Here is a 12,865-nt window from a genome sequence, read left to right as displayed (position 1 = left end):
ACCGTTCGAGGAGGCACCGTTCGAGGAGGCACCGTTCGATGCGGCACCGGGCGTGAGGGCGTCCAGGGTGCTCCGGGGGCGCGGCACGCCCTCGGGGTCCGCGGTGTGCCGGGCACCGGTCGCTCCGGAGCCGGGTGCGGCGGGGTCCTGCGGGGGGTTCACGGTGCTTTCCTCCGGTCGGGGAAGGGCCGGGCGGCGGGCGGGCGGGCTGGCGGCGGGGGTCACGGGGTCTCCGGGCGCGCGAGCAGGACCTGTTCGACGTTGAGGTAGCCCGAGCGGAAGCCGGCTTCGGAGTAGGCGAGGTAGAAGGTCCACATCCGCCGGAAGGTGGCGTCAAAGCCGAGGGCGTCGACCTCCTCGGCACGTTCGTGGAATCGTTCCCGCCACAGGCGCAGGGTCTCGGCGTAGTGGGTGCCGAACCGCGCGCGCCGGTCGGTCCGCAGGCCGGCGCGTGCCGCGTTCTCCTCCAGTGCCCGGCTGGAGGGGATCAGCCCGCCGGGGAAGATGTACTTCTGGATCCAGGTGTGGGTGGCGCCGGCCGCCCGCATACGGTCGTCCGGCATGGTGATGGCCTGGAGCGCGATCCGGCCGCCGGGAGCGAGCCGCGCCTCCAGGGTGCGGAAGTAGACGGGCCAGTACTCCTCTCCGACGGCCTCGATCATCTCGACGCTGACGATCGCGTCGTACTCCCCGGTGACCTGCCGGTAGTCGCGGAGGCGGACGTCGATCCGGTCCTCCAGTCCGGCGTCCCGGACACGACGACGCGCGAGGTCCCGCTGTTCGGCGGAGAGCGTGACCGTGGTGACCTGGGCGCCCCTGGCCGCGGCGCGCAACGCCAGTTCGCCCCAGCCGGTGCCGATCTCCAGCAGCCGGGTGCCGGGGCCCGCCTCCGTCAGATCGAGCAGCCGGTCGATTTTGCGGTGCTGCGCTGCCGGGAGCAAGGACTGGTCGGCCGGAAACCCCCGGAAGAGGGCGGCGGAGTAGGTCATGGTCTCGTCGAGGAAGAGCGCGAAGAGTTCGTTCGAGAGGTCGTAGTGGTGGCTGATGTTGTCCCGGGCGCCGTCCGGTGTGTTGGCCTGCGCGGCGGGCTGCCGAGGCGCCCAGAACGGGCGCAGCCGCTGGAGCGGGGCGGGGACGAGTTCGGCGACGTGTCCGGCGAGCACGGAGAGCACCGCGACGGGATCGGGAGCGTCCCACTCCGCCGCCATGTACGACTCGCCGAAGCCGATGAGGCCGTTGACCCCGATCCGGCGGAAGAACGCCTCGGGGCGGTGGATCTCCAGCAGCGGGCCGCCCAGGCCGAGACTGTCGCCGCCCGCGAGCCGGGCGCGCAGCGGGAGACGGCCCAGGGCGTGCCGGACGACACGTTCGGCGACGGCGGTCCTCGGCCGGGAGGCGCGTCGGGGCCGGACGATGTCGGGCCAGCGCTCCGGGTCGGGAGCGGGGAGCACGGACGGGGAGCAGGGAGAGGCGGACACCTTCACCGCATGCCTTTCTGGGTACGGGAACGGGGGCGCGGGACCACCGGCAGTCCGCGCAGGAGGAGGCGGATGCCGTGGAACCGGATCGCCAGGGAGACCGCGGCGGTGGACCAGGGGTGGCGTGCGGCCAGCCGCAGCAGCGCGGCGGGCCCGGCGGGACGTCCGGTGCCCCGCACGGTGGCCGTGAACGGGCGTCGGCCCGCGCGTTCCAGGTGGATGGTCAGGGCGAGCCTGGCCCCGGGTTCCGGCAGCCGCATCCGGTAGGAGCCGTCGACGGGGAAGAACGGCGAGACGTAGAAGTCCTTGTCGGCCGAGGCAACGCCGTCCGTGCCGGGCCGCAGGAGGTAGGCGTGGCGTTCCCCGTACGTGTTGTGCACCTCGGCGACGACGCAGAGCGGGGAGCCGTCCGGCCGGTGGCACCAGTACACGGTGAGGGGGTTGAAGACATGGCCGAACACCCGGGCCTGGGTGAGCATCCGCACCGTGCCGTCGCCCAGTTCGACGCCGTGGGCCGCCAGGAAGCGGGTGAGGCCGGCGCGGATGCCCGGTGCCGTGCCGCCGAAGTGGTCCCGGGCGTCGAACCGGGCGAGCGGGGCCAACGGGCGGGGCAGGCGCGGGGGGCGGTCGGGGTCGATGAACCAGAGGTAGGTGCGGTGGCGGAAGACGTAGCGTCCCGGCCGCGTCCGTACATGGGTGACGGTGCACGGGTAGAGCGCCGCGGCGCCGGGAGCGCCCGTCACCAGGTCACCCCGAGCGAGAGGGCCGCCTCGACACCGGAGCGGCAGCCGTCCTCGTGGAAACCCCAGCCGTGGTACGCGCCGGCGAAAGCGGTCACCGGTCCGGAGAGGGCGGGCAGCCGTGCCTGCGCGGCGATCGACTCCGGCGTGAAGACCGGGTGCTCGTAGACCATCCGGGCCCGGACACTCCCGGGGTCCACCCGTCCGCCGTCGTTCAGTGTGACGACGAAGGTCTCGGGAGCGTCGAGCCGTTGGAGCCGTGTCATGTCGTAGCTGACCGTGACCTGGCGGGCGTCGGCCGCGCACGAGGGCATCAGGTAGTTCCAGGAGGCACGGGCCCTCGCGGCGTCCGGCAGGAGCGTGGTGTCGGTGTGCAGCAGCGTGGTGTTGCGGGAGTACCGGAACGCGCCGAGGACACGGGTCTCCGCGTCGGTGGGGTCGGCGAGCAGCCGCAGGGCCTGGTCGGGATGGGTGGCGACGACCACGCGGTCGTACCCCTCCGTGGTCCCGTCCTCGGTGACCAGTTCGACGCCGTCGTGGTGCCGGCGCAGGGCCCGGACCGGAGTGGCCGTGCGCACCGCGGAGAGTCGCTTCGTCAGAAGGTCGACGTAGGAGCGGGAGCCGCCGGTGACGGTGCGCCAGACCGGTGAGCCGCCGACGGAGAGCATGCCGTGGTGCGCCAGGAAGCGGAACAGATGGCGGGCCGGGTGGCGGAGCGCCGTGACCGGGTCGCAGGACCAGACGGCGGAGACCACCGGGGTGAGGAAGTGGGCGCGGAAATAAGGGGAGAAGCGGTGGCGCTCAGCGAACTCCCCCAGCGTGAGCAGGCCTTCTCCGCCCGTACTCTCCGGCTCCGCGAGCAGCACGCGGGCGGCCCGGTGGAACCGGGGCACCTCGGCGAGCATCCGCAGATAGGCGCCGCGCAGGGCCGCGCGCGGTTGGGCGAGGAGCCCGGACACCCCGCGGGCGCCCGCGTATTCGAGTCCGCACCCCTCGCACCGGACGGACATCGACATCTCCGACTCCTGGGTGCGGACCCCGAGTTCGTCGAAGAGCCGCAACAGATGCGGATAGGTCCTGCGGTTGTGGACGATGAAGCCGGAGTCGACGCGGTGCACCCGGCCGTCCGACGAGGTCAGGTCGTGGGTGTGCGCGTGTCCGCCGGGACGGTCGTCCGCCTCGTAGAGCGTGACATCGTCGGCCTTCGTCAACACGTGGGCGGCGGTCAGCCCCGCCACCCCGCTTCCGACCACGGCCGTGCGCCGCCGTACCGCTGCCATCCCCTGCACCTTCCGTGAGTCGGTCCCTCGCCCCCACGACCGCCCTGAGCGGGGCCGGAGCTGCCGGGCGCCTGACGGACAGGCGCCACACCGAGTTGTTCGTCGCCGGATGCCCCGCGGATTGGCCGGAACCGAGGTGTGATCCATTCGGGTGAACGACCAATCCGCCGGCCGACCGGTGCCGAATCCCCGGTGTGACAGCAGATCGGAACGATGCGCGGAATCAGGGGCCTTCGGAGTCCCGGCGCTCCCGCTGGGTGCGCGCCGCACTGGCCGCCCTCAGCGGGCTGATCGCCGGGTTCTGCGCCCTGTGCGTCGCCGAGTTGGCAGCGGCGGCCGTGCGCCCCGAGGCGGGGCCGGTCGCGGCGGTGGGCGGTGCGGTCATCGACCGCACTCCCCCCGCCGTGAAGGACTTCGCCGTACGGAACTTCGGCACGGACGACAAGTTGGTGCTGCAGCTGGGCATCCTGGTGCTGCTGGCGCTCTTCGCCATGGCCGTGGGGCTCCTGGCACTGCGGCACCGACGGGTCGGCGCCTTCGCCGTTCTGGTCTTCGGTCTGGTCGGGGCGGTGTCGGCGGTGGGGCGGCCCGAGGGCAGCCCCTCGGACGCGCTGCCTTCGGTGGTCGGCGCGGTCGTCGCGGCGGGAGTGCTGTATCTCCTGGCCGGACGGCTGACTCCGGTCCGGTCCCCGTCTCCCGCGGCTGGGAAGACGGAGACCGGACCGGCACCCGCCTCGGGGACGGGTGCCGGGACCGGGCCCGCCTTCGACCGGCGTGGTTTCGTGATCGCCGCCACCGCCGCCGCGGCGGCCTCGGCGGGTGCGGGGTACGTGGGGCGCCGCCTCACCGCCTCCGTGCAGGCCGGGGCCTCCGCCTCACGCGCGGACATCACCCTGCCGACACCCGACTCGGCCGCCCCCGCCGTGCCCCGGGGTGCGGACCTGGGGGTCCGGGGCATCAGCTCGTTCGTCACACCGAACAAGAGCTTCTACCGGGTGGACACCGCCTTGGTGGTCCCCCGCGTGGACGCCGGCAGCTGGCGCCTGCGCATCCACGGCGAGGGCGTCGCCCGCCCGCTGACCCTCGGCTACCAGGACCTGCTGCGGCGGACGGTCGTCGAGCGGGACATCACCCTGGCCTGCGTCTCCAACGAGGTCGGCGGTCCGTACATCGGCAACGCCCGGTGGATCGGCGTGCGGCTGGCGGACCTGCTGCGCGAGGGCGGGGTGAAGGCCCCGTCGCAGGGCGGTCCGGCCGACCAGCTCGTCTCGCGCTCGGTGGACGGGATGACCATCGGCACGCCCGTCGAGACCGTCCTGGACGGCCGTGACGCGATGCTCGCCCTCGGCATGAACGGCGAACCGCTGCCGTTCGAGCACGGATTCCCGGTGCGGATGCTGGTACCGGGTCTGTACGGCTACGTGTCGGCCTGCAAGTGGATCCAGGACATCGAGCTCACCACCTTCGACGCGTACGACGCCTACTGGGTCAAGCGCGACTGGGCCCGGCAGGCGCCCATCAAGACGGAGTCGCGGATCGACACCCCGCGCCCCTTCGCCTCGCCGAAGGCCGGCACCGTGCCGGTCGGCGGTGTCGCCTGGGCCCAGCACCGGGGCATCTCCCGCGTCGAGGTCCGGGTGGACGGCGGCGACTGGCACACCGCGCGGCTGGGCGCGGAGGACGGCCGGGACACCTGGCGCCAGTGGGTGTGGGAGTGGCCGGCCACCTCCGGCCACCACACCCTCGAAGTCCGCGCGACGGACGGCACCGGCGCGACCCAGACCGCCGACCGGGTCGGAACCGTCCCCGACGGTGCGACCGGCTGGCATTCGGTGGTGGTCGACGTGGACTGAGAGACCGTCACCACCACTGCTCAGCCTTCATTTCCACGACCGAACCGTCCGGGCCGATCGACCGCCCGGAACCCGCCGTCCGGGCCGCCCGACCGCACCGGACCAGCACCACCATCCGAACCAGGAGAAACACCATGAACGCCCTGTACCTCCGCCGTCTCGCCGTCGCCGTCTCGGTCGCCGCCGTACTGCCGCTGGCTCTCACGTCCTGCTCCTCCACGGACACCAAGGACTCCGCCTCCGGCTCCGGCCCCGACAAGGCGGGCTCGGCCAGTGCGTCGGCGCCGGCCTCGGCCCCCTCGGACGACCAGCCCTTCGGCTCCGCCTGTGCGTCCGTTCCGAAGAACGGCGCGGGTTCCTTCGACGGCATGGCGCAGGACCCCGTCGCCACCGCCGCCTCGAACAACCCGGACCTCGCGACCCTGGTCACCGCCGTCAAGGCGGCGGGGCTGGTGGACACGCTCAACAGCGCCGAGAACATCACGGTGTTCGCGCCGACCAACGAGGCGTTCGCCAAGGTTCCGAAGGCCGACCTGGAGAAGCTGCTCGCGAACAAGGAGGAGCTGACCAAGGTGCTCACCTACCACGTGGTCGGCGAGAAGATCGCCCCGAAGCAGCTGTCGAACGGCTCCTTCACCACCCTGGAGAAGGGCAAGCTGACGACGTCCGGCTCGGACATGACGTACACCGTGAACGACAGCGCGAAGGTCGTCTGCGGCAACGTCCGGACGGCCAACGCCACGGTCTACATCGTCGACTCGGTCCTGATGCCGCCGCAGTAGGCGACGGCCGGCCCGCCCGGGCCACGAGCGCGCACAGGTCCTGCCGCCACCCGGCACACCCTGTGCGCGCAGGGGCAGTTGGCCGCACCCGCGCACACGCCGCGATATGCGCAGTCAGCCGCCCCCGGCCCCGGCGCGTAAATGGGAGATAAGCGCACCATGGGGAAAGAGGTACCGCTCGCGCCCGGTGTTCCGGCCGGATCGGGCCGGCGCGGGTGGGCCCACGGGACCGTAAAGGAGACGACTCATGTCCGACCTCTCACACACCCGTGCCGCCACCCGTGCGGACGCACCTGCCGACATGGCGGACCATCCGGACCTCCCTGAGATGCGCGAGCGGTACAACCGCACGCTCGGCGGCCGCGACGTCGCCCTCGTGGACGCGCCGGTGTTCCTCCTCGGCCTGTACTGCGCGGTGTCGCCCTGGGTGCTCCACTTCACGTCGAGCCAGCCCGCGCTGGTGCAGCACAACCTGATCATCGGTATCGCCCTCGCCGTGCTGGGCCTCGGCATCACCGCGTCCCCGTCCCGGATGTACGGCCTGAGCTGGGCGATCTGCGCGATGGGAGCCTGGATGATCGTCGCACCGTGGATCGTGGGCAGCGGCCCCGATCTCGGGGTCGTTCTGAACAACGTCATCATCGGCGGACTCGCCGTGGTCCTGGGGCTGATCTGCGCGGCGGCCTCCATGAAGAGCGGAGGCTCGACGGGCGGCCGGGCCGGGACGAAGGCAGCCGGCGGACGGGGAACACCGGGTCCCCGCGGCTGACGCCCCGCCCCGAACACGGGCCGTAGGGTGCCCCCATGGGATGGGGAAGCAGGCAGGACCGGGTGGTGGGCACCGTCGTCGGCTCGGCGGTTGGGGACGCGCTCGGAGCACCTTTCGAGTTCGGGCCGGCCGGAGTCTGGTCGGCCCGCTTCCCGGACGGCACCGGCACGATGTGCGGGGGCGGCGGCTGGGACCCGGGCGAGGCGACCGACGACACCCAGATGGCCGTACTCGTCGCCGAGTCCCTGCTGGAACGGGACGGACTCGACCTCCCCGACATCTTCGACCGTTTCCGGCGGTGGGCCGCGGCCGGCCCCAAGGACATCGGTATCCAGACGGAAATCGTCCTGCTGGGCGGCGATCCCTGGGATCTGGCGGCCGCGCTCCACTTCCAGGTGGAGGGCCGTGCGGCGGGCAACGGCTCGTTGATGCGGGCGGCCGGTTCGGCCGTCCGCTTCGCGCGTGCGGCGGGAGTCGTTCCCGGTGACGAAGCCGGGGCCCGCGCCGCCACGATGGACGCCGCCCGGAGGATCGCGGCTCTGACCCACGGCGACCCCGCCGCCTGGGAGGGCACCGCCCTCCTCCACGAACTCGTCCGGGTGGCACTGGACGGCGGCGACCCGACCGCCGCCCTGCCCGCCGCCCTCGCCGAGGTAGGCGAGGACCAGCGCGCCCGCTGGGCCGCGGCGCTCGCCCCGGACTGGCACCCGGGCCTGGCGACCGAGTTCAACGGTGCGGTCTGGCCCTGCCTGGGCACCGCCGTCTGGGCCCTGCGGACGACATCCTCGTTCGAGGCGGCGCTCGGGGCGGCGATCGACGTCGGAGGGGACACCGACACGGTGGCCGCCGTGACCGGCGCGCTCGCGGGCGCCGTGCACGGCATGAGCGCGATCCCCGCCCGCTGGACGGAGCCGCTCCACGTACCGCTGCCCGGTCATGGGGAACGGGTCCTGCGTACCGCCGAGCTGACGGCGCTCGCTCTCCGTCTGGGCGGCTGAAGGCTGACCCGTGCATCACGTGCCCACCGTTCGGACACCCCGTTGACGCCGGACCGATGCGACTGGTGCACTGGGCGAATGCGTCCTCAGCTGCGGCTGGTCACCCGCGACCACATCGACTTCGGTCGCGTGTGGTCGGCGTCCTGTCGTCCCTGACTGCTTCTCCGTCAGTACGACAGCACCGCGCCGTCCGGCCGGTTCCACCCGCAGCGGAAGATGAGGCTTCGCCATGCCCGTAGAGTTCCTCGGCATCGCAGCGACCAACGAAGGTTCCGAAGTGACGCCCCGCTCGGGTGCGTCCTTCGACAAGGAGTACACGCTCAAGCTGGCCCGCGCCCACGAGGACCACGGCTGGGACCGGGTGCTCTTCGCGTACGGCTCCGGCTCCCCCGACCCGTCCCCGGCCGCGGCCTTCATCGCCGCCCGTACGGAACGGCTCCAGATACTCGTGGCCCACCGGCCCAACGTCTCGTACCCGACGTTCGCCGCGAAGACCTTCGCCACGCTCGACCGGATCAGCGACGGCCGGCTCGCCGTCCACTTCATCACCGGCGGCAACGACCACGAGCAGCAGCGCGAGGGCGACTTCCTCACCAAGGACGAGCGGTACGCCCGCACCCGCGAGGCCATCCAGATCATCAAGAAGGCGTGGACCTCCCACGAGCCCTTCGACCACGAGGGCACGCACTACCGGTTCAACGACTTCGTGAGTGACACCTTCCCCGTCCAGCAGCCGCACCCGCAGGTGTCGTTCGGGGGTTCGTCCCCCGCGGCGTACGCGGCCGGGGGTGCCGAGGCCGACATCTTCTGCCTCTGGGGCGAACCCCTGGCCGAGACCGCCGAGCAGATCGCCTCGGTCAAGGCGGCGGCGAAGGCGGCGGGGCGCACCGACGTGCCGAGGATCCAGGTGGCGTTCCGCCCGATCGTCGCTCCGACCGAGGAACTCGCCTGGGAGAAGGCGCACCGGACGCTCGACCGGATCAAGGCCCGCAAGGCGGGCGGCCCGCCGAGCCGCCGCCACCCGCTGACCAGCCCGCAGAACGCGGGCTCGCAGCGGCTGCTCGCCGTCGCGGACCGTGGTGAGCGCCACGACCGCGCGCTCTGGACGCCGACCTCGGCCGAGACGGGCGGCGCCGGCAACTCCACGGCACTGGTGGGCACTCCGGAGACGGTCGCGCAGGCGCTGCTGGACTACTACGACCTGGGGGTCGAGATCCTGTCGGCCCGGGGTTACGACCTGCTCGACGACGCGATCGACTTCGGCCGCCACGTGATCCCGATCGTGCGCGAGGAAGTGGCCAAGCGGGACGCCGCGAGGACGTCGGCCGCCTGATCCGGGTCCGGAGCCGGGCGGATCACGGCCCGCGGCGGGGACGATTGGCCTGCCGGGCGTCGGAGGCCGCCCGGCCCCACGCCCCCGACGCGGTGGTCCGCCCGCGCCCGTCCGTGCAGGTCGGGCGCTCCCCCTCGCGACCGTCCGGAGCCCGCCCCGCTGAGCCGGCCGATTCCCCCGTGACTCCACGAAATCCGCATGCAACCATCCGTGCCGTTGGGGGGTCACATCAAGTGGGAGCAAACGCTCTCAGCGCCACAAGGGGGAAATTATGGGATTCACGCGCATTGTCGCGTCCGTCGGAGCGTTGACCGCGCTCCTGGCGGGCAGCACGGTGGCACTCGCCGCCACCGCCGAGGCCGCGCCCAACGTCACGCCGCAGGGGGTCTGCGGCAGTGGCTACAAGACGGTGAACTCGGCGCCCGTCGGTTCGCTGGGGACCGTCTACCTGACCTACAACTCCGCCAACGGGAACAACTGCGTCGCGACCATCCGCAGCAACCCGGGCACGCTGAAGGCCATGTCCGCGTACATCTACGTGTCGGACACCGACGGCTACGCCGAGGACTACGGGAACTACACCTCGTACGCGGGTCCGGCCCGCGTCTACGGCAAGGGCCACTGCGTGAGCTGGGGCGGCAACATCGACAACGTGTACGTGTCGGTGGACAACTCCAACTGCGCGGCACTGCGGGAGCAGCGGACCACCACCGTCCGCTGACGCCCGCCCCGACGGGAGCACGACGCACGAGCGGGCCCGGGAGCACCACGCTCCCGGGCCCGCTCTTCGTACGTGCCGCGTCTCACCCGACCGAGCTGTACGCCACCACGCCGCGCAGTACGCCGTCGACGGCCTTGCGGGCGTTCTTCGCGACCGTGCTGCCCTCGCGCGGGGCAGCGGCGGCCACCTGACCGAGCACGTCGATGACCTGCTTGCACCAGCGGACGAAGTCTCCGGCCGGCATCTCGGCCTCGCGCAGCACCTCGTCCAGGGTGCGGCCGGAGGCCCACATGTAGACCGCCCAGGCGAAGCCGAGGTCGGGCTCGCGCTGGCCGACCCCCTCGGTTTGGTTGATCTTGAAGTCCTCCTCCAGGGCGTCGAGTCGTCCCCAGATGCGGACCATCTCGGCCATGGCCGTCTTCGCCGGGCCGGACGGCAGCTTGGGCGCCACCGCGTCGTCCGCCTGCCGCGCCTCGTACACCAGCGCCGAGACGCAGGCCGCGAGTTCGGCCGGGTTGAGGCCTTCCCAGACCCCGTCCCGCAGGCACTCGCTGGCCAGCAGGTCGAGCTCGCCGTAGAGCCGGGCCAGTCGTCGGCCGTGCTCGGTGACCTCGTTGGCGCGCAGGTAGTCCAGCTCGGTCAGCAGGGCCACGATCCGGTCGAAGGTACGGGCGATGGTGTTCGTCCGTCCCTCGATGCGGTTCTCCAGCTGCCGGGTGTCGCGCTTGAGGCGGTGGTACCGCTCCGCCCAGCGCGCGTGGTCCTCGCGCTCGTCGCAGCCGTGGCAGGGATGGGCCCGCAGCTCGGTGCGCAGGCGGGCGATCTCCCGGTCGTCGGCGGCGGCGGCGCGCCCCTTGCGGTGGCGGTCGGGCACGATGTGCCCGGCCTTGGTCCGCAGGGCGGAGGCGAGGTCGCGGCGGGACTGCGGCGAGCGCGGGTTGAACGTCTTGGGTACCCGCATCCGCTCCACGGCCTCCACCGGCACCGGGAAGTCCATCGACGCCAGCCGCTTCACCTGGCGCTCGGCGGTGAGCACCAGCGGGCGCGGACCGTCGTGCTGGTCGAAACCGCGGTGGCCGTTGGTCCGTCCGGCGGGGATTCCGGGGTCGAGCACCAGCGCGAGCCCGGCGAACTTGCCGGTCGGCACGTGGATGATGTCGCCCGGCTTGAGCTTCTCCAGGGAGGAGGCGGCGGCGGCACGACGCTGCGAGGCGCCCTGCTTGGCCAGGTCGGTCTCGCGGTCCTTGAGGTCCCGCCGCAGGCGGGCGTACTCCTCGAAGTCCCCGAGATGGCAGGTCATGCCCTCGCGGTACCCCTCCAGGCCCTCTTCGTTCCGCTGGACCTGGCGGGAGATACCGACGACCGAGCGGTCCGCCTGGAACTGCGCGAAGGAGGTCTCCAGCAGCTCGCGCGAGCGGTGCCGCCCGAACTGCTGCACCAGGTTGACCGCCATGTTGTACGACGGACGGAAGCTGGAGCGGAGCGGGTACGTACGCGTCCCCGCGAGTCCGGCCAGCGCGCCCGGGTCCATGCCGCGCTGCCAGAGCACCACGGCGTGGCCCTCGACGTCGATGCCACGGCGTCCCGCCCGCCCGGTGAGCTGGGTGTACTCGCCGGGCGTGATGTCCGCGTGCTGCTCGCCGTTCCACTTGACGAGCTTCTCCAGCACCACCGAGCGCGCCGGCATGTTGATGCCGAGCGCGAGGGTCTCGGTGGCGAAGACGGCCTTGACCAGACCGCGGACGAAGAGCTCCTCCACGACCTCCTTGAAGGTCGGCAGCATGCCCGCGTGGTGCGCGGCGATGCCCCGCTCCAGGCCTTCGAGCCATTCGTAGTACCCGAGGACGTGCAGGTCCTCGGCGGGGATGGAGGCGGTCCGCTCCTCGACGATCTCCCGCACCAGGCGGCGCTTGTCCTCGTCGTTGAGCCGCAGCCCGGCCGCGAGGCACTGCTGCACGGCCGCCTCGCAGCCGGCCCGGCTGAAGATGAAGGTGATGGCGGGCAGCAGCCCCTCGGCGTCCAGCCGGTCGATCACCTCGGGGCGCGAGGGCGTCCAGATCCGGCTCCGCTGGCGGCGCTCGCGCTCCCGGTCCGCCTCGCGCACCATCTTGCCGCGGCGGCGGTCGCGCGGGTTGTACCCGCCCTGGCTCTCCATACGCGCGAGCCGGATCAGGTCGGGGTTGGTCTCACGGCGGGCGGAGCTCCGGCCTCCGTGGTCGGTCTCCTCCTCGAAGAGGTCGTACATCCGCCGCCCGGCCAGCACGTGCTGCCAGAGCGGAACCGGCCGCTCCTCGGAGACGATGACCTCGGTGTCGCCACGCACGGTGTCCAGCCAGTCGCCGAACTCCTCGGCGTTGGAGACGGTCGCGGAGAGGGAGACCAGGGTCACGGAGTCGGGCAGGTGGATGATCACTTCCTCCCAGACCGCGCCCCGGAAGCGGTCGGAGAGGTAGTGCACCTCGTCCATCACGACGTATCCGAGTCCGTTGAGGGACTGGGAGCCCGCGTACAGCATGTTCCGCAGGACCTCGGTGGTCATCACGACCACCGGCGCCTCGGAGTTGACGCTGTTGTCACCGGTCAGCAGGCCGACCTTGTCGGCGCCGTAGCGCTTGACCAGGTCGGCGAACTTCTGGTTGGAGAGCGCCTTGATCGGCGTGGTGTAGAAGCACTTGCGCCCCTGCTCCAGGGCGAGGTGCACCGCGAACTCGCCGACGATGGTCTTGCCCGAACCGGTCGGGGCCGCGACCAGCACGCCCTTGCCCGCTTCCAGTGCCTTGCAGGCCTCGATCTGGAAGGGGTCGAGTTCGAACTCGTACATCTCGCGGAAGGGCCACAGCGCCGTGGCCATCTCGGCCTGGCGGAGGCGGGAGGCGTGGTAGCGCTCGGCTGGTGAGAGGTCCTCTGTCAT

Annotated in this window: 10 protein-coding genes; 6 read left to right on the top strand and 4 right to left on the bottom strand. The window is 72.2% G+C overall.

The features are described 5' to 3' along the window. Positions 1 to 221: 221 nt before the first annotated feature. Genes ACFZAX_RS27370 through ACFZAX_RS27360 form a run of 3 tightly spaced genes read right to left on the bottom strand, consistent with a single transcriptional unit; the run spans position 222 to position 3,498 of the window. Entirely contained in the window at positions 222 to 1,478 is a 1,257-nt protein-coding gene (locus tag ACFZAX_RS27370) for a class I SAM-dependent methyltransferase (RefSeq protein ID WP_390964936.1), read from the bottom strand. A 2-nt stretch (positions 1,479 to 1,480) separates the two neighbouring features. Next, on the bottom strand, positions 1,481 to 2,221 hold the full coding sequence (locus ACFZAX_RS27365) for a DUF1365 family protein (protein ID WP_390964935.1): 741 nt from the start codon (positions 2,219 to 2,221) through the stop codon (positions 1,481 to 1,483). Beyond that, the gene (locus ACFZAX_RS27360) at positions 2,218 to 3,498 is read right to left on the bottom strand and encodes an FAD-dependent oxidoreductase (RefSeq protein WP_390964934.1); all 1,281 of its coding nucleotides are present in this window, start codon (positions 3,496 to 3,498) and stop codon (positions 2,218 to 2,220) included. The genes ACFZAX_RS27365 and ACFZAX_RS27360 overlap by 4 nt, the downstream gene beginning before the upstream one ends. A gap of 257 nt (positions 3,499 to 3,755) precedes the next feature. Here ACFZAX_RS27360 and ACFZAX_RS27355 point away from each other — a divergent pair, with 257 nt between their 5' ends. From ACFZAX_RS27355 to ACFZAX_RS27330, 6 genes are all read left to right on the top strand, one after another. Next, positions 3,756 to 5,351 carry a molybdopterin-dependent oxidoreductase gene (locus ACFZAX_RS27355; protein WP_390964933.1) on the top strand — a complete coding sequence of 532 codons (1,596 nt, stop codon included), beginning with the start codon at positions 3,756 to 3,758 and terminating at the stop codon, positions 5,349 to 5,351. Between the two features lie 134 nt (positions 5,352 to 5,485). Further along, entirely contained in the window at positions 5,486 to 6,133 is a 648-nt protein-coding gene (locus ACFZAX_RS27350) for a fasciclin domain-containing protein (RefSeq protein ID WP_390964932.1), read from the top strand. Positions 6,134 to 6,380: 247 nt separating this feature from the next. Next, a complete protein-coding gene (locus ACFZAX_RS27345; RefSeq protein WP_390964931.1) occupies positions 6,381 to 6,902 on the top strand; it encodes an SPW repeat protein in 522 nt (173 codons plus the stop codon). Positions 6,903 to 6,937: 35 nt separating this feature from the next. Continuing rightward, complete coding sequence (locus ACFZAX_RS27340) at positions 6,938 to 7,900, top strand: ADP-ribosylglycohydrolase family protein (RefSeq protein ID WP_390964930.1); 963 nt, start codon at positions 6,938 to 6,940, stop codon at positions 7,898 to 7,900. Between the two features lie 229 nt (positions 7,901 to 8,129). Further along, positions 8,130 to 9,233 (top strand): LLM class flavin-dependent oxidoreductase, encoded by a 1,104-nt coding sequence (locus ACFZAX_RS27335; protein WP_390964929.1) that lies wholly within the window; start codon positions 8,130 to 8,132, stop codon positions 9,231 to 9,233. 271 nt (positions 9,234 to 9,504) lie between these two features. Next, complete coding sequence (locus ACFZAX_RS27330; protein WP_390964928.1) at positions 9,505 to 9,954, top strand: spore-associated protein; 450 nt, start codon at positions 9,505 to 9,507, stop codon at positions 9,952 to 9,954. 82 nt (positions 9,955 to 10,036) lie between these two features. On the opposite strand, the gene ACFZAX_RS27325 is transcribed toward ACFZAX_RS27330, so the two are convergent. Next, complete coding sequence (locus tag ACFZAX_RS27325) at positions 10,037 to 12,865, bottom strand: DEAD/DEAH box helicase (protein ID WP_390964927.1); 2,829 nt, start codon at positions 12,863 to 12,865, stop codon at positions 10,037 to 10,039.

The organism is Streptomyces sp. NPDC008125 (assembly GCF_042957125.1).
In the GTDB taxonomy this organism is placed as follows: Bacteria; Actinomycetota; Actinomycetes; order Streptomycetales; family Streptomycetaceae; genus Streptomyces.
This window is presented reverse-complemented; position numbering and strand designations above follow the sequence as displayed.

Bases quoted from the DNA above. Each gene is read 5' to 3' on its own strand.
- ACFZAX_RS27360 (WP_390964934.1), bottom strand. From the start codon at position 3,498: ATGGCAGCGGTACGGCGGCGCACGGCCGTGGTCGGAAGCGGGGTGGCG.
- ACFZAX_RS27330 (WP_390964928.1), top strand. From the start codon at position 9,505: ATGGGATTCACGCGCATTGTCGCGTCCGTCGGAGCGTTGACCGCGCTC.
- ACFZAX_RS27340 (WP_390964930.1), top strand. From the start codon at position 6,938: ATGGGATGGGGAAGCAGGCAGGACCGGGTGGTGGGCACCGTCGTCGGC.
- ACFZAX_RS27335 (WP_390964929.1), top strand. From the start codon at position 8,130: ATGCCCGTAGAGTTCCTCGGCATCGCAGCGACCAACGAAGGTTCCGAA.
- ACFZAX_RS27345 (WP_390964931.1), top strand. From the start codon at position 6,381: ATGTCCGACCTCTCACACACCCGTGCCGCCACCCGTGCGGACGCACCT.
- ACFZAX_RS27325 (WP_390964927.1), bottom strand. From the start codon at position 12,865: ATGACAGAGGACCTCTCACCAGCCGAGCGCTACCACGCCTCCCGCCTC.
- ACFZAX_RS27350 (WP_390964932.1), top strand. From the start codon at position 5,486: ATGAACGCCCTGTACCTCCGCCGTCTCGCCGTCGCCGTCTCGGTCGCC.